Source organism: Stutzerimonas sp. S1, from assembly GCF_025966695.1.
Lineage (GTDB): Bacteria > Pseudomonadota > Gammaproteobacteria > Pseudomonadales > Pseudomonadaceae > Stutzerimonas.
In genome coordinates, this window is the sequence record NZ_JAOEIY010000003.1 from 156,330 (window position 1) to 171,062 (window position 14,733).

A 14,733-nucleotide genomic window follows, 5' to 3' on the forward strand; every position below is an offset into this window, starting at 1 on the left:
AGCAGTTTCCACGGGTGGGTTCGAGACGAGCGATTGAGCCGCGCAGCGATGTGCGGATCGGGTCCCCACCCCAAGGGGGACCTTCAATCGCACCTGCTGCAGCTTTGGCCGCGGCAGGCTGCAAACAAAGCGTGGGCAGGGAGAAGGGCATGTTCAAGTCATCGCTGCGGCGGGACATCGTGCTGGTGCTGCTGGTCAAGCTCGCAATCCTCATAACAATAAAAAACATCTGGTTCGATGCGCCCAGCATTCCCGAAAACGGCTCGGCGCGGGTCGCCGAGCATCTGCTTGATAAACGGGATACGAATCCCGAGGGAGGGCCGAGATGATCTCGGAAAGCGTTGTAGATCTATCACGCCTGCAATTCGCCATGACGGCGATGTATCACTTTCTCTTCGTGCCGCTGACCCTGGGTCTGGCCTTCCTGCTTGCCATCATGGAGTCGGTCTACGTCATGACCGGCAAGCAGGTCTATCAGGACATGGTCAAGTTCTGGGGCAAGCTGTTCGGCATCAACTTCGCCCTGGGCGTCACCACCGGGCTGACCATGGAGTTTCAGTTCGGTACCAACTGGGCCTACTACAGCCACTACGTCGGCGACATCTTCGGCGCGCCGCTGGCCATCGAAGGGCTGATGGCGTTCTTCCTCGAATCGACCTTCATCGGCCTGTTCTTCTTCGGCTGGGATCGGCTGAGCAAGGTCCAGCACCTGGCGGTCACCTGGCTGGTGGCGTTGGGCTCGAACCTGTCGGCGCTATGGATCCTGATCGCCAATGGCTGGATGCAGAATCCGGTCGGTTCGGAGTTCAACTTCGAGACCATGCGCATGGAGCTGGTGGACTTCGGTGCGCTGTTGTTCAACCCGGTGGCACAGGTGAAGTTCGTGCACACCGTGTCGGCCGGTTATGTCACCGGGGCGATCTTCGTCCTCGCCATCTCCAGCTATTACCTGCTGAAGAAGCGTGACCTGGGCTTCGCCCGCCGCTCGTTCGCCATCGCCGCGGTATTCGGCCTGGCCTCGACCATCTCGGTGATCATTCTCGGTGACGAGTCCGGCTACGAGATCGGCGACGTGCAGAAGGTCAAGCTGGCCGCCATCGAGGCCGAATGGGAAACCCATCCGGCGCCCGCAGGTTTCACCCTGTTCGGCATGCCTAATCAGGAGGAGATGCGCACCGACTACGAGGTGAAGATCCCCTATGCGTTGGGGCTGATCGCCACCCGTTCGGTGGACGAGGAGGTCAAGGGCATCAAGCAGCTGATCGCCGAGCATGAGGTGCGCATCCGTAACGGCATGCTCGCCTATGAGCGGCTGCAGGTGCTGCGTGGCGGCGACAAGTCGCCCGAAGCCATCGCCGCCTTCAACGAGGTCAAGCAGGATCTGGGCTATGGCCTGTTGCTGAAGAAGTACACGGCGGATGTGGTCGATGCCAGCGAGGAGCAGATCAAGCTCGCCGCGCTGGACACCATTCCTGACGTGTTCAGCCTGTTCTGGACCTTCCGCGCCATGGTCGCCTCGGGCTTCCTCATGCTCGTGCTGTTCGCCCTGGCCAGTTGGGCATCGATCAAGCGCAATGCGGAGAACAAGCCTTGGTTGCTGAAGTTCGCCCTGTTCAGCCTTCCGCTGCCCTGGATCGCCGCGCAGACCGGCTGGTACGTCGCCGAGCATGGTCGTCAGCCCTGGTCGATTGCCGAGGTGCTGCCGACCCACTTGTCCACCTCGACGCTGGCCGCGGGGGATATCTGGGGTTCGTTGATCGCGCTGGTAGCGTTCTACAGCCTGCTGCTGGTGGTGGAGATGTTCCTGATGATCCGCTTCGCGCGGCTCGGCCCGAGCAGCCTGCACACCGGTCGTTATCACTTCGAACGGGGCGCGGCCGCAGCGGCTCACGTCCCGTCGCAAGCCTGAGGAAACCACCATGTTCGATTACGAAGTACTCAAGCTGGTCTGGTGGGTGTTGATCGGCGTGCTGCTGATCGGCTTTGCCCTGACCGATGGCTTCGACATGGGCGCCATGGCGCTGATGCCCTTCGTCGGCAAAACCGACAACGAGCGGCGCGCCGCGATCAACACCATCGCCCCCCACTGGGATGGCAACCAGGTGTGGTTCATCACCGCTGGCGGTGCGTTGTTCGCCGCCTGGCCGATGGTCTATGCGGTGGCGTTCTCCGGGCTGTACTGGGCAATGCTGCTGGTGCTGTTCGCGCTGTTCTGCCGGCCGGTGGGCTTCGACTACCGCAGCAAGGTGGAAGACCCGCGCTGGCGTAGTGCCTGGGACTGGGCGCTGTTCGTCGGCGGCGCGGTGCCGGCGCTGGTGTTCGGCGTGGCCTTCGGCAACCTGTTCCTCGGCCTGCCGTTCCAGCTCGACGAGCTGATGCGCTCCACCTACCACGGTTCGTTTTTTGCACTGCTCAATCCCTTCGCCTTGCTGTGCGGGATCGTCAGCCTGAGCATGCTCAGCGCCCACGGCGGTGCCTGGCTGATGCTGCGTACCGACGGTGCGCTGGCCGAGCGTTCGCGCCTGGCGACCCGTTTGTGTGCGCTGGTGTTCCTGATCGGCTTCGTCGCCGCCGGGCTGTGGCTGGCGCTGGGCGTGCAGGGCTTCACCCAGCTGTCGGTCACCGATCCGGGGGCGGCGCTCAATCCGTTGCTGGATAAGCAGGTGGCGCAGGACAACGCCGGTTGGCTGGGCAACTACAGCCGCTATCCGATCATGCTGATTGCGCCGGTCGCCGGCATCGTCGGTGCGCTGCTGGCACTGCTTGGTTCCAGTCGCAACAGTGGCGGGGTGAGCTTTCTCGGCACCAGCCTGATGATCGTCGGCAGTATCTGCACTGCGGGCTTCGCGCTGTTCCCCTTCGTCTTTCCGTCGAGCTTCGATCCCGCGTCGAGTCTGACCATGTGGGACGCGGTGTCGAGCCACAAGACCCTGGGCATCATGTTCGTCGTGGCCTGCATCTTCGTGCCGCTGATTCTCTGCTACACGCTGTGGAGCTACATCCGCATGTGGGGCCGGATCAATCAGAAGACCATCGAAGCCAACCCTCACGGCCTGTACTGAATGAGCAAGCGGGCCGTCTGCGCCCGCTTCGCCCCAAGGAGAAACGACTATGTGGTACTTCACCTGGATTCTCGGTGTGCTGCTGGCCTGCAGCTTCGGCATCATCAACGCGCTGTGGCTGGAGGCCACGCAGGATCTGGACGCCGAGCCGTGATGAGCGCGGTTGCCAACGGGTTCTACCGGCCGGCCAGCCGCGTACTGTCGCTGCTGCTGGCCAGCCCACTGGCGCTGGTGTTGCTCATCCATCCGGCCGCGATGCTGGACGGGCAGGGTGGTTACAGCCATCCGCAGCTGATGTTGGTGATGTGGGGGATCTCCATCGGCTTCGTGCACGGAGTCGGGTTCGTCCCGCAGCTCTGGGTGTGGCGTCTGTTATTCCACCCACTGCTCGGCTGGCCGCTGCTGGGGCTGGGCTATCTGATCCTGTGGCAGGCACAGCGCTAAGAGCGGGCATTGCGGTGACTCATCCGCACAGGGGATGACGACGTGCTCGGCGCCATCTTCGACTGCGTCGCCAGCGTCTAACCACCAGGCAGAGCCGGCCTTGACTGAAAAAAGGGTCGCAGACGTTTTGCCGCAGTCAATCCGTCACATTTCGTCCGATTAAATTTGATCATCAGGGAGATAGAGGGCATAGTCGCCGGCACTTTGGAATCACCGACACGGTCGTGCTCATGCGCCAACGCCTCGCACCCCTCGTGCCTCTTGCACTTATCGCCCTGCTGACGGCTTGTGCCGGGCAGTCCATCCAGAACGAGCAGCAGGCTATTTCGCTGCATCTGACGCAGCAGCATCCGCTCGCAGAATTCGATTTCGCCGCCCTCGACAAGAGCGAGGAAGAGTCGCTGGCCGAACTCACCGATGGGCACGATTACCAGCTGCCGCAACTGGCCGACAGCATTCTGGAACGCGGATTCACTCTGGTCGGCACGCCGTACCGTTACGGTGGCAGCTCGGTCAAGACCGGTTTCGACTGCAGCGGCTTCGTCGGCTTCTTGTTCCGCAAGGAAGCCGGCCTCGAACTGCCGCGCTCTACGCGTGAGCTGATCGACCTCGACGCACCCGTGGTCAAACGCGAGGAGCTGGTGCCCGGCGATGTGGTGTTCTTCAACAACCGGGGTCGCGGACGGGTCAGCCACGCCGGCATCTATATCGGCGACGACCAGTTCATCCATGCCTCCAGCAGCCGCAGCGGCGGGGTACGGGTAGACAGCCTGGACGACAAGTACTGGCGCGCCAGCTATATGGAAGCCAAGCGGGTGCTGGCGCTGGCCTCCGTTGAACCGACCACCACCCATCGCTGATCGATGGGTCCTGTGCCGCGGGGTTGCTTAATATCCCGCGTGCCGGCAGAGTGACAGCTCGACCGTCAGGAACGCTCTGCCATGCCCTTTCCGGCTCGCCTTTCGCTGCTTCTGCTGACTGCATTGCTGGCTGCCTGTGCCGGTCGCACACCCCCTCCCGATATTTCCGCCCCAGCCGTACACACCGCGTCGCCGGTTGCCGAAGACGTGCTGTTCAGCGCTCTGGGCCTGGTCGGCACGCCGTACCGCTACGGTGGCAACACCCCGGATAGCGGTTTCGATTGCAGCGGTCTGATCGGCTATGTCTACCGTGGCGCGGCAGGTGTGGCATTACCGCGAACTACCGTGGAAATGAGCCGGATGCGTGCCGCCAACGTCGGGCGCGACGCCCTGCAGGCCGGCGATCTGCTGTTCTTTGCCACCGACGGCGGGCGCCGGGTCAGCCATGCCGCTATCTACGTCGGCGAAGGGCGCTTCGTCCATGCGCCATCCTCCGGCGGCACGGTTCGTCTCGACAGTCTGGCCAATCGCTACTGGCAAAAGACCTATCTCGGTGCCAAGCGCGTTCTCGACAGCGAACGCCTGGCGCGCAACCCTTGAGCGTCGGCCAAGGCTTCACCAGCCCAGGTTGAAGTGCGAGCCCAGCACGAAGCGCCCGTCCGACAGATCCCAACGCTCGACGCAGACCTTCTTCTCGTCGCCCGGGTGCAGCTTCAGCCGGTTGAATGAGTTGGGCGAAGTGCCACGCAGACGGGTCGAGAGCGTGGTGCCGGCCTGCACCATCCAGATCTCGCGAGCGAGCCCGGGATATTGCCTGGACAACGGCAGCACGTAGGGCAGATGAATGTGCCCGCCCATGACCAGATCCAGCCCGTGCTCGGCCCAGCGCTGCAGGGCCGCCTCGGCGCCGTGCTGCAGGTTGCGCAGATCGCTCGGCACCATCGCGCCGAACGGCTGGTGGGCCACCACGATGCGAATCTTGCGAGGGTCGCCATCGGCCAGCCGCTGCGCCACCCGTTCCACTTGCCGCCCCGTCACCACGCCGTCCTTGTGCCGGCGCGGATGGGTGGTGTTGAGTCCGATCACCAGCATCTGCTCGTTCTCGAAAACCGGTTCCAGTTCGTCACCGAAATGCCGACGGTAATTGCCGTAGGGGGTGAACAGGCGGGCGAAGACGTTGTACAGCGGAATGTCGTGATTGCCCGGGATCACCAGTGTATTGCCCACGCCATCGGCCTCCAGTCGGCGGACGAAGGCTGCGGCACTGGCGAACTGGCCGCGGCGGGCGCGCTGGGTGATATCGCCGGAGAACACCAGCAGATCGGCGCGATGCTCGCGTACATGCTCTTCCAGCGCCTGGACCACGGCGGGTTGTTCGGTGCCGAAATGGGTGTCGGAGATCTGCACGATGCTGGTCATGGGCGTGGCTGAAGGTCCTGGCTGTTTGCTGGCATTGTTGCATTCGAAGCCTTTCGCCGTCCGCCGTTCCAAGCGACGAGATGCAAGCGCAGATTGCAGGGTGCTGCGACAACCTCGTGGTTGCGTGAGGTCCGGGCTTGGACTAACCTCCGCGACGCCTCAGGTGCCCCTGGCCTTGTGCCAGATGGGTGAAACAGGGAAGCCGGTCCATTCTCACGAAGATTCCGGCGCTGCCCCCGCAACGGTAGGCGAGACAAGAACCCGCGAAAGCCACTGTGCTGTCGATGCATGGGAAGGTGCGGTTTCGGGATGCCAACGCGTCCGCTCGCAAGCCCGGAGACCGGCCTGTCGCATTCCACGGCAGTGCGGCGGGCGCTGAACGGGGTGTGGTTGCCTGCATCCGCACTCCCTTTGCGATCTCCGTCTGCCTCTATCGACTTTCAGTCGTGCGGGTGGGCACGGCGGAGACCTGAACCTTGACTGGCAAGCCCCGTTTCACGCCAGCGGCCTATGCGCTGCTCGGCAGTTTCCCCTTTTCCATTGGCCAACTGGCCGCCGCCCCGCTGGATCTGCAAGAGCAGGTGGTGACCGCTACTCGCACCGCGCAGACAGCCCAGCAGAGCCTGGCCGCGGTGACGGTGCTCGATCGCGAGCGCATCGAGCGCAGCCAGGCGACTTCATTGCCCGAACTGCTCAAGCAGGTACCGGGCGTATCACTGAGCAACAACGGTGGGCCCGGCAAATCCACCTCGCTGTTCATGCGCGGTACCGAGTCCGACCACGTGCTGGTGATGATCGACGGCATCAAGATCGGTTCGGTGACCGCTGGCGGCGCGGCACTGCAGGATCTGCCGCTGGAGCTGATCGAGCGCATCGAAGTCGTGCGCGGCCCACGTTCCAGCTTGTACGGCTCGGAAGCCATCGGCGGGGTGATCCAGATCTTCACCCGCAAGGGGCGGGGGCAGGGCGTCAAGCCGTTCTTCTCGGCCGGCTATGGCACCCATGACACCTACACGGGCAGCGCCGGCGTTTCCGGCGGCGACGGTCGTGGCTGGTACAGCCTGGGCGTCAGCGGCTCGGACACCGACGGCATCAACGTCAAACCGATGGATGCGAGCGGCTACGAGGGCGATGCCGATGGCTATCGCAACCTGTCCGCGACGCTGAGCGCCGGCTACCGCTTCGACAACGGTCTGGAGCTGGGCGCCAACCTGCTGCAGGCCAAATCCCATAACGACTACGACAGCGTCAATCGCACACGCACTGCCGGCTTCGGCGCCAATGCCGATGGCGAGTCGAAGGTCTTCGGCACCCGTGCGCGCTTCAGTGTACTTGCGCCCTGGCTGGTGACGCTGCAGGCCGGGCGCAGCGAGGACAAATCCGATACCTATCAGGACGGGCGGTTCTACTCGCGCTTCGACAGCCGTCGCGACACGTTCGGCTGGCAGAACGATATCGAGCTGGCCGCCGGGCATACCCTAACCCTGGGCGCCGATCATCAGCGCGACGAGGTCAACGGCAGCACCGCCTATGCCGAGGATGCCCGTGACAACGACGGCTACTTCACCCAGTACCTGGCCGAGGTCGGCCGCCATGACTGGCAGCTGTCGCTGCGACGTGACGACAACGAGCAGTTCGGCCAGCACGACACCGGCAACATCGGCTACGGCTATGCGCTGACCGACTGGCTGCGCGGCACCATCAGCTACGGCACGGCATTCAAGGCGCCGACCTTCAACGAGCTGTACTTCCCCGACTACGGCAATCCGGCGCTGGATGCGGAAACCTCCGAGAGCCTCGAGGTCGGCCTTGCCGGGCAGCATGGCTGGGGCCACTGGGCGGTGAATGCCTATCGCAGCGTAGTCGATGACCTCATCGCCTATGACGCCAGCATTTCCGCGCCGGCCAACGTGCAGGAAGCGTGTATCCGCGGGGTCGAGCTGGTGCTCGGCAGCCAATTGTTCGGCTGGGACTGGAACGCCAACTACAGCCTGCTGGAGCCGGAGAACCGCTCCGCCGGCGCCAACCGCGGCAACGAACTGGCGCGCCGGGCCAAGCAGCTGTTCAACCTCGACGTCGATCGCCGGCTCGGTGCCTTCAGCATCGGCGCCAGCCTGCACGCCGAGGGGCAGCGCTACGACGACCTGGCCAACACCAGCGAGCTGTCCGGCTACGCCACCCTCGATTTGCGTGGCGAGTACCGCATCACCCCGGAGTGGCGCCTGCAGGCGCGCGTCGCCAACCTGCTGGACGCCGATTTTGAGACCGCCGAGGGCTACAACCAGCCCGGCCAGGCCGCTTACCTGAGCGTGCGCTACCAGGCGCTGTAAGACCGCGGCGCGGGCATGTCGCCTGCGCCCACAGAAGGAGACTGCAATGATCAAGCTTGCCCCGAGATACCAGCTGCTGGTCGGCCTCGCGCTTGCCGCGCTGCTGGCCATGACCCGCGGACAGCACTTCGCCAGCGTCAACCTGCCCAGCGCGTCCTGGGCGGTGTTCTTCCTCGCCGGCGTGCTCGTGCGGCCCAAGTGGGTGTTTCCGGCGTTATTCCTCGAAGCCTCGCTGCTGGATTTCGCCGCCATCCAGTGGGCCGGCGTGAGCGACTGGTGCATGTCGCCGGCCTACTGGATGCTGGTGCCGGCCTACGGCTCGCTGTGGCTGGGCGGCCGACTCTACGCCCGCCTGCATCGTGACCAGTTCAGCAGCCTGGCGACGCTGGCGCTGTGCGTGATGGCCAGTGCCTTCGTCTGCTACCTGTTCTCCGGCGGGGGCTTCCTCTATTTCTCCGGGCGCTATCCCGAGCCGACGCTGGCGCTGCTGGCCGAGCGCATCGCCACCTATTACCCGCGTTATCTGTCGACCCTGGCGCTGTATGTCGGCGTCGCCGCGCTGCTGTTTGTCGGCCTGCGTGCCTGGGGCGGGCAGCGTGACGAGGCCCGCGCATGAGCGAATCGACCGAGCGCGATGATCGCCATAAGGCGCGCATGCAGCGCAAGAAGGCGCTGATCGACGAGAAGATCGCCGAGGCGCAGGACGAGTACGGCCTGCTGCTGGTGCACACCGGCAACGGCAAGGGCAAGAGCAGTTCGGCCTTCGGCATGGTCGCGCGCGCGCTCGGCCATGGCATCAAGGTCGGCGTGGTGCAGTTCATCAAGGGCGCGGCCAGCACCGGCGAGGAGGCGTTCTTCCGGCGCTTTCCGGGCGAGGTTCGCTACCACGTGATGGGCGAGGGCTTCACCTGGGAAACTCAGGATCGCCAGCGCGATATCGCCAAAGCCCGCGAAGCCTGGGCGGTCGCGGCCGGGCTGCTGGCCGATCCCGAGATCGGCCTGGTGGTGCTCGACGAACTGAACATCGCGCTGAAGTACGGCTATCTGGAGCTGGCGCCGGTGCTCGCCGACATCGAGTCGCGACCGCTGCTGCAGCACGTGGTAGTCACCGGTCGCGGCGCCCCGGCGGGTCTGATCGAGGCGGCGGACACCGTCACCGAGATGGGCCTGATCAAGCACGCGTTCAAGGCGGGCGTGAAGGCGCAGAAAGGCGTCGAGTTCTGATGCTGGCGCTCATGGGACGTGTAGAGTGGATGACGCCTTTTTCATCCGCCACCGGCTGTATCGGTGGATGGGTGAAGCGTCATCCACCCTACGATGACGGGAGGCTGCGATGAATGACAGAAACTGCCCGGCGCTGTTGATTGCTGCGCCGGCTTCCGGCCAGGGCAAGACCACCGTCACCGCCGCGCTGGCGCGGTTGCATGCTCGGCAGGGCAAGCGCGTGCGGGTGTTCAAGTGTGGACCGGACTTTCTCGACCCGATGATCCTCGCGCGTGCCAGCGGGCGGCCGGCCTATCAGCTCGATCTGTGGATGGTCGGCGAGGACGAATCGCGGCGTCTGCTCTGGGAAGCGGCGGGCGAGGCCGACCTGATCCTCATCGAAGGCGTGATGGGCCTGTTCGATGGTGGGCCCTCGGCGGCCGATCTGGCGCGGCGCTTCGGCGTGCCGGTGCTGACGGTGATCGATGGCTCGGCCATGGCGCAGACCTTCGGCGCGCTGGCCCACGGTCTGAAGAGCTTCCAGCCGGACCTGCCGTTCGCCGGCGTGCTGGCCAACCGGGTCGGCAGTGCGCGACACGGCGAGATCCTGCGCGACAGCCTGCCAGAGGCGATCCGCTGGTACGGTGCCTTGCCGCGCAGCGCCGAGGTGGAGCTGCCAAGCCGGCACCTGGGGCTGGTGCAGGCCGAGGAACTGGCTGATCTGGACGCCCGCCTGAACGCTGCGGCCGACTCCCTGGCGCAGAGTGCGGACACCGAGCTGCCTCCCGCAGTCACGTTCGTTGCGCCGAGCGGCGCACCACTCGAGCCGTTGCTGGCGGGCGTACGCATCGGCGTGGCGCGTGATGCCGCCTTCGCCTTTGTCTATCAGGCCAATCTCGACCTGCTGCAGGCGCTGGGCGCCGAGCTGCTGTTCTTCTCACCGCTGGGCTTCGCTCGGCTGCCAGCGGTGGACAGCCTCTATCTGCCAGGCGGCTATCCCGAACTGCATCTGCGTGCGTTGTCGCGCAACGCGCCAATGGCCGAGGCGATCCGCGCGCATCATGCCGCCGGCAAGCCGATCCTCGCCGAGTGCGGCGGCATGCTTTACCTGCTCGACGGGCTCACCGATGCGGCGGGCGAGCGCGGCGACATGCTCGGCCTGCTGCCCGGCGAGGCGCGCATGCAGAAGCGCCTGACCGCCCTGGCGCTGCAGGAAGTCGAGCTGCCGGAAGGGCGGCTGCGCGGCCACACCTTCCATCATTCCGCGCTGGAGTCGCCACTCGAGCCTGTGGCTCGCGGCGTGTGCCCGAACTACAAGCGCACGGCCGAAGCGGTCTTCCGAGATGGGCGACTGACGGCGTCCTATATCCACTTCTACCTGCCGTCCGATCCGGCGGCGGCCGCGGCGCTGTTCAAGCCATGAGCGCGCACGCCTTCAGCGCCGAGGAGCGCGCCGCGGTCTACCGCGCCATCGGTGAGCGCCGCGACATGCGCCATTTCGCCGGTGGCGAGGTGGCGCCGGAGCTGTTGTCGAGACTGCTCAACGCCGCGCACCAGGCCCCCAGCGTCGGGCTGATGCAGCCCTGGCGCTTTATCCGCATTACCCGCGCCGAGTTGCGCACGGCCATCGCCGAGCTGGTCGGCGAGGAACGTCAGCGCACGGCTGTGGCGCTCGGCGAGCGTTCCGCCGAGTTCATGCGGCTCAAGGTCGAGGGTATTAATGACTGCGCCGAACTGCTGGTTGCCGCGTTGATGGATGGCCGTGAGCGGCACGTCTTTGGCCGTCGTACGCTGCCGGAAATGGACCTCGCCTCGCTGGCCTGCGCGATCCAGAACCTCTGGCTCGCGGCGCGGGCGGAAGGGCTGGGCATGGGCTGGGTGTCACTGTTCGATCCGGCGGCGCTGGCGACCCTGCTCGGCATGCCGGACGGTGCCAAGCCGGTGGCGCTCCTCTGCCTGGGTCCAGTGCACGAATTCTATCCGGCACCGATGCTGGCACTGCAAGGCTGGACGCAGCCGCGGCCACTGCACGAACTGGTGTTCGAGAACGCTTGGGATGAACGCTCATGAGCATGGTGTTGAGCTGTCTGGCCGGCGTTGTGCTGGATGCACTGTTCGGAGAGCCGAAGCGCGCGCACCCGCTGGTGGCTTTCGGTCGCCTGGCTGACCGCGTGGAACGGCATTTCAACGGCCCGCAGGGCCGCGGCTGGCGTAGCCACGGCGTGACCGCCTGGGCGCTGGCGGTACTGCCGCTGACGGGGATCGCCTGGCTGCTCAGCCTGCTGCCGGGCATCGGTTGGCTGGTGGAGATCGTGCTGCTCTATCTGGCGCTGGGCCTGCGCAGCCTCGGCGAGCACGCGCTGCCGGTAGCGCAGTCGCTGTGGCGCAATGACTTGGCCGAAGCGCGCAAACGCGTCGGCTGCATCGTCAGCCGCGACACCACGCAGTTGGACGAACAGGGCGTGGCCCGTGCCGCCACCGAGTCGGTGCTGGAGAACGGTAGCGATGCGGTGTTCGCCGCGCTGTTCTGGTTTGCCGTCGCCGGCGCGCCGGGCGTGGTGCTATATCGCCTGAGCAATACGCTGGATGCCATGTGGGGTTATCGCAATGCACGTTTCGAACGCTTCGGTTGGGCCGCGGCGCGCATCGACGACGTGCTCAACTTCGTGCCGGCGCGGCTGGTGGCGCTGACCTATGCGCTGCTTGGGCGAACCCGCTACGCGTTGCATTGCTGGCGCACCCAGGCGCCACGGTGGGACAGCCCCAACGCCGGTCCGGTGATGGCCGCCGGCGCCGGTGCGTTGGGCGTGGAGCTGGGCGGGCCGGCGATCTATCAGGGCGAGCTGCACGCGCGGCCGCGGCTCGGCCAGGGCAAGCCGCCGCAGGCGCGGGATATCGAGCGCGCCCTGGATCTGGTCTGGGCGGGCGTCGGCGTCTGGCTGCTGGCTCTACTGGTAGGAGCCTGGCTACATGCTTGAGCACGGTGGACGTCTGCGCGCCGCGGCGCAGCATTACGGTATTGCGTTGGCCGACTGGCTCGACCTGTCCACCGGTGTCGCGCCTCATCCTTTGGCATTGCCGGCGATTCCGCTCAGCGCCTGGGCGCGCTTGCCGGAGTCCGATGACGGCCTGGAGGCGGCGGCGCGGGATTACTACGGCGCCCGCGACCTGCTCGCCGTAGCCGGCTCGCAGGCGGCGATCCAGGCACTGCCGCGTTTGCGCCGGCGGGCGCGGGTTGGCGTCGTCTCGCCCTGTTACGCCGAGCATGCCGAGGCCTGGCGCCGAGAAGGGCACCAACTGCTGGAACTGAGCGAGGCCGGCGTGCCGCAGGCGCTCGATCAGCTCGACGTGCTGGTGGTGGTCAACCCCAACAACCCGACCGGCCAGCTGATCGCGCCGCGGCGCCTGCTCGAGTGGCACGCCGCACTGGCGGCCTGCGGTGGCTGGCTGGTGGTGGACGAAGCCTTCATGGACTGCACGCCCCAGTACAGCCTGGCCGGGCACAGCCAGCTGCCCGGGCTGATCGTGCTGCGTTCGTTCGGCAAGTTCTTCGGGCTGGCGGGCGCGCGGCTGGGCTTCGTCCTCGCCCACGCCGGCTTGCTGCGGGCGCTGGCCGAGCTGCTCGGACCGTGGACGGTCAATGGTCCGACGCGCCTGCTCGGTGCGACCCTGCTGGCCGATCGGGCGGGGCAGCAGCATCAGCGTGAGTCTCTGCACGCTGATGGCCAGCGCCTGGCTGACCTGCTGCGCCGGCATGATCTGGCGCCACTGGGCGGCTGCGCACTGTTCCAGTGGTGGGTCAGCGCCGATGCGCCGTCGCTGCACGATTTCCTCGCCCGTCGCGGCATTCTCACGCGCCTGTTCGAACAACCTTCCAGCGTGCGCTTCGGTCTGCCGGGTGCGGAGGGCTGGACGCGGCTGGAACAGGCGCTGCAATCGTTCCGGGAGCAACATCCATGACCACACTGATGGTGCAGGGCACTACGTCCGACGCCGGCAAGAGCACGCTGGTGACCGCGCTGTGCCGCTGGCTGGCTCGCCAGGGCGTTGCCGTCGTGCCGTTCAAGCCGCAGAACATGGCGCTCAACAGCGCGGTGACCGCCGATGGCGGCGAGATCGGCCGGGCCCAGGCGGTGCAGGCGCAGGCGGCGAACCTTGCGCCGCACACCGATATGAATCCGGTGCTCTTGAAGCCCAACAGCGACATCGGCGCCCAGGTGATCATCCACGGCCGCGCGGTGACCAGCATGGATGCGGCCGCCTACCACGACTACAAGCGCGTGGCGCTGCAGGCGGTGCTCGACTCGCACCGGCGGCTGTCCGCGGCGTATCGCGTGGTGATGGTCGAGGGCGCCGGCTCGCCCGCCGAGATCAACCTGCGCGCCGGCGACATCGCCAACATGGGCTTCGCCGAGGCGGTGGACTGCCCGGTGATCCTGATCGCCGACATCGACCGGGGCGGCGTGTTCGCCCATCTGGTCGGCACCCTGGCCTTGCTCTCCGAAAGCGAGCAGGCACGGGTGCAGGGCTTCGTCATCAACCGTTTTCGCGGCGATATCGCGCTGTTGCAGCCCGGCCTCGACTGGCTGGAGCAGCGCACCGGCAAGCCGGTGCTGGGCGTGCTGCCGTACCTGATGGATTTCCATCTGGAGGCCGAGGATGCCATCGACCTGCGCCAGGCCAGCACGACCGGCGACGTACTGAAGGTGGTGGTGCCGGTGCTGCCGCGCATCAGCAACCACACCGACTTCGACCCGCTGCGCCTGCACCCGCAGGTCGATCTGCAATTCGTCGGCCCCGGGCAGGCGATCCCCGCCGCCGATCTGATCATCCTGCCTGGCTCGAAAAGCGTGCGTGCCGATCTCGCCTGGCTGCGTGCCAATGGCTGGGAAGCGGCGATCCATCGGCACCTGCGCTACGGCGGCAAGCTGCTCGGCATCTGCGGCGGCCTGCAGATGCTCGGCACGCGCATCGCTGACCCGCTCGGGCTGGAAGGCGCAGCGGGCGAAAGCACCGGGCTTGGTCTGCTGGACTTCGCCACCACGCTCGAGGCCGACAAGCAGCTGCGCAACGTCACCGGCCGGCTGCGGCTGGACGGTGCCGCGGTGAGTGGTTACGAGATCCATGCGGGGGTCAGCAGTGGCCCGGCACTCGAGCAGCCAGCCGTACAGCTGGACGACGGGCGCGGCGACGGCGCCATCAGCGCCGATGGCCAGATTCTCGGCACTTATCTGCACGGCCTGTTCGAAGGTCCCGATGCCTGCGCCGCGCTATTGGGCTGGGCGGGGCTCGCGGCGGTGGAGCGCATCGACTACCACGCGCTGCGCGAGCGCGACATCGAGCGTCTGGCCGATCTGGTCGAGGCGCATCTGGACACCGCGCGGCTGCGCCAACTCTGCGGACTGGAAGGCTGAA

The 14,733-nt window shown here is 66.2% G+C and carries 16 protein-coding genes and 1 riboswitch; of the genes, 15 read left to right on the forward strand and 1 reads right to left on the reverse strand.

Translation table 11 applies throughout. The features are described from left to right. Positions 1-149 precede the first annotated feature (149 nt). The 7 genes from cydP to N8H22_RS07465 all read left to right on the forward strand — a co-directional run bounded on the left by cydP (position 150) and on the right by N8H22_RS07465 (position 4,966). Positions 150-329 (forward strand): cytochrome oxidase putative small subunit CydP, encoded by a 180-nt coding sequence (gene cydP, locus N8H22_RS07435; protein WP_264589983.1) that lies wholly within the window; start codon positions 150-152, stop codon positions 327-329. Continuing rightward, entirely contained in the window at positions 326-1,909 is a 1,584-nt protein-coding gene (locus tag N8H22_RS07440) for a cytochrome ubiquinol oxidase subunit I (protein WP_264589984.1), read from the forward strand. Before cydP ends, N8H22_RS07440 begins: the two co-directional genes overlap by 4 nt. Positions 1,910-1,919: 10 nt before the next feature. Further along, complete coding sequence (cydB, locus tag N8H22_RS07445) at positions 1,920-3,062, forward strand: cytochrome d ubiquinol oxidase subunit II (protein WP_264589985.1); 1,143 nt, start codon at positions 1,920-1,922, stop codon at positions 3,060-3,062. Positions 3,063-3,111: 49 nt separating this feature from the next. Beyond that, positions 3,112-3,216, forward strand: coding sequence for a cytochrome bd-I oxidase subunit CydX (gene cydX, locus N8H22_RS07450; RefSeq protein ID WP_003292563.1), 105 nt, complete (start codon positions 3,112-3,114; stop codon positions 3,214-3,216). Continuing rightward, positions 3,216-3,506: a cyd operon YbgE family protein gene (locus N8H22_RS07455; RefSeq protein WP_264589986.1), complete on the forward strand. Its 291-nt coding sequence runs from the start codon at positions 3,216-3,218 to the stop codon at positions 3,504-3,506. The genes cydX and N8H22_RS07455 overlap by 1 nt, the downstream gene beginning before the upstream one ends. A gap of 230 nt (positions 3,507-3,736) precedes the next feature. Next, positions 3,737-4,366 carry an NlpC/P60 family protein gene (locus N8H22_RS07460; protein ID WP_264589987.1) on the forward strand — a complete coding sequence of 210 codons (630 nt, stop codon included), beginning with the start codon at positions 3,737-3,739 and terminating at the stop codon, positions 4,364-4,366. Positions 4,367-4,447: 81 nt separating this feature from the next. Then, complete coding sequence (locus tag N8H22_RS07465; protein ID WP_264589988.1) at positions 4,448-4,966, forward strand: C40 family peptidase; 519 nt, start codon at positions 4,448-4,450, stop codon at positions 4,964-4,966. Positions 4,967-4,981: 15 nt separating this feature from the next. Here N8H22_RS07465 and N8H22_RS07470 read toward each other — a convergent pair whose 3' ends face one another. After that, positions 4,982-5,785: a metallophosphoesterase gene (locus N8H22_RS07470; RefSeq protein ID WP_264589989.1), complete on the reverse strand. Its 804-nt coding sequence runs from the start codon at positions 5,783-5,785 to the stop codon at positions 4,982-4,984. A gap of 144 nt (positions 5,786-5,929) precedes the next feature. Next, positions 5,930-6,149: riboswitch (cobalamin riboswitch) on the forward strand. Between the two features lie 112 nt (positions 6,150-6,261). Here N8H22_RS07470 and btuB point away from each other — a divergent pair. The 8 genes from btuB to N8H22_RS07510 all read left to right on the forward strand — a co-directional run bounded on the left by btuB (position 6,262) and on the right by N8H22_RS07510 (position 14,732). Beyond that, a complete protein-coding gene (gene btuB / locus N8H22_RS07475; RefSeq protein ID WP_264589990.1) occupies positions 6,262-8,115 on the forward strand; it encodes a TonB-dependent vitamin B12 receptor in 1,854 nt (617 codons plus the stop codon). A 46-nt stretch (positions 8,116-8,161) separates the two neighbouring features. Next, entirely contained in the window at positions 8,162-8,731 is a 570-nt protein-coding gene (locus tag N8H22_RS07480) for a hypothetical protein (protein ID WP_264589991.1), read from the forward strand. Continuing rightward, positions 8,728-9,339 (forward strand): cob(I)yrinic acid a,c-diamide adenosyltransferase, encoded by a 612-nt coding sequence (gene cobO, locus N8H22_RS07485; protein ID WP_264589992.1) that lies wholly within the window; start codon positions 8,728-8,730, stop codon positions 9,337-9,339. The genes N8H22_RS07480 and cobO overlap by 4 nt, the downstream gene beginning before the upstream one ends. Positions 9,340-9,448: 109 nt before the next feature. Next, a complete protein-coding gene (locus tag N8H22_RS07490) occupies positions 9,449-10,741 on the forward strand; it encodes a cobyrinate a,c-diamide synthase (RefSeq protein ID WP_264589993.1) in 1,293 nt (430 codons plus the stop codon). Then, positions 10,738-11,388, forward strand: coding sequence for a 5,6-dimethylbenzimidazole synthase (gene bluB / locus N8H22_RS07495; protein ID WP_264589994.1), 651 nt, complete (start codon positions 10,738-10,740; stop codon positions 11,386-11,388). Before N8H22_RS07490 ends, bluB begins: the two co-directional genes overlap by 4 nt. Continuing rightward, positions 11,385-12,296: an adenosylcobinamide-phosphate synthase CbiB gene (gene cbiB / locus N8H22_RS07500; protein WP_264589995.1), complete on the forward strand. Its 912-nt coding sequence runs from the start codon at positions 11,385-11,387 to the stop codon at positions 12,294-12,296. The genes bluB and cbiB overlap by 4 nt, the downstream gene beginning before the upstream one ends. Beyond that, on the forward strand, positions 12,289-13,278 hold the full coding sequence (gene cobD, locus N8H22_RS07505; RefSeq protein WP_264589996.1) for a threonine-phosphate decarboxylase CobD: 990 nt from the start codon (positions 12,289-12,291) through the stop codon (positions 13,276-13,278). The genes cbiB and cobD overlap by 8 nt, the downstream gene beginning before the upstream one ends. Continuing rightward, on the forward strand, positions 13,275-14,732 hold the full coding sequence (locus N8H22_RS07510) for a cobyric acid synthase (RefSeq protein ID WP_264589997.1): 1,458 nt from the start codon (positions 13,275-13,277) through the stop codon (positions 14,730-14,732). Before cobD ends, N8H22_RS07510 begins: the two co-directional genes overlap by 4 nt. The last annotated feature ends 1 nt before the right edge of the window (position 14,733 follow it).

Excerpts from the sequence above, each read along its gene's own strand:
- N8H22_RS07460 (WP_264589987.1), top strand. The coding sequence starts at position 3,737 with ATGCGCCAACGCCTCGCACCCCTCGTGCCTCTTGCACTTATCGCCCTG.
- N8H22_RS07465 (WP_264589988.1), top strand. The coding sequence starts at position 4,448 with ATGCCCTTTCCGGCTCGCCTTTCGCTGCTTCTGCTGACTGCATTGCTG.
- cydB (WP_264589985.1), top strand. The coding sequence starts at position 1,920 with ATGTTCGATTACGAAGTACTCAAGCTGGTCTGGTGGGTGTTGATCGGC.
- N8H22_RS07455 (WP_264589986.1), top strand. The coding sequence starts at position 3,216 with ATGAGCGCGGTTGCCAACGGGTTCTACCGGCCGGCCAGCCGCGTACTG.
- bluB (WP_264589994.1), top strand. The coding sequence starts at position 10,738 with ATGAGCGCGCACGCCTTCAGCGCCGAGGAGCGCGCCGCGGTCTACCGC.
- N8H22_RS07490 (WP_264589993.1), top strand. The coding sequence starts at position 9,449 with ATGAATGACAGAAACTGCCCGGCGCTGTTGATTGCTGCGCCGGCTTCC.
- cydP (WP_264589983.1), top strand. The coding sequence starts at position 150 with ATGTTCAAGTCATCGCTGCGGCGGGACATCGTGCTGGTGCTGCTGGTC.
- N8H22_RS07440 (WP_264589984.1), top strand. The coding sequence starts at position 326 with ATGATCTCGGAAAGCGTTGTAGATCTATCACGCCTGCAATTCGCCATG.
- cydX (WP_003292563.1), top strand. The coding sequence starts at position 3,112 with ATGTGGTACTTCACCTGGATTCTCGGTGTGCTGCTGGCCTGCAGCTTC.
- cobO (WP_264589992.1), top strand. The coding sequence starts at position 8,728 with ATGAGCGAATCGACCGAGCGCGATGATCGCCATAAGGCGCGCATGCAG.
- cobD (WP_264589996.1), top strand. The coding sequence starts at position 12,289 with ATGCTTGAGCACGGTGGACGTCTGCGCGCCGCGGCGCAGCATTACGGT.
- N8H22_RS07470 (WP_264589989.1), bottom strand. The coding sequence starts at position 5,785 with ATGACCAGCATCGTGCAGATCTCCGACACCCATTTCGGCACCGAACAA.
- cbiB (WP_264589995.1), top strand. The coding sequence starts at position 11,385 with ATGAGCATGGTGTTGAGCTGTCTGGCCGGCGTTGTGCTGGATGCACTG.
- N8H22_RS07510 (WP_264589997.1), top strand. The coding sequence starts at position 13,275 with ATGACCACACTGATGGTGCAGGGCACTACGTCCGACGCCGGCAAGAGC.
- N8H22_RS07480 (WP_264589991.1), top strand. The coding sequence starts at position 8,162 with ATGATCAAGCTTGCCCCGAGATACCAGCTGCTGGTCGGCCTCGCGCTT.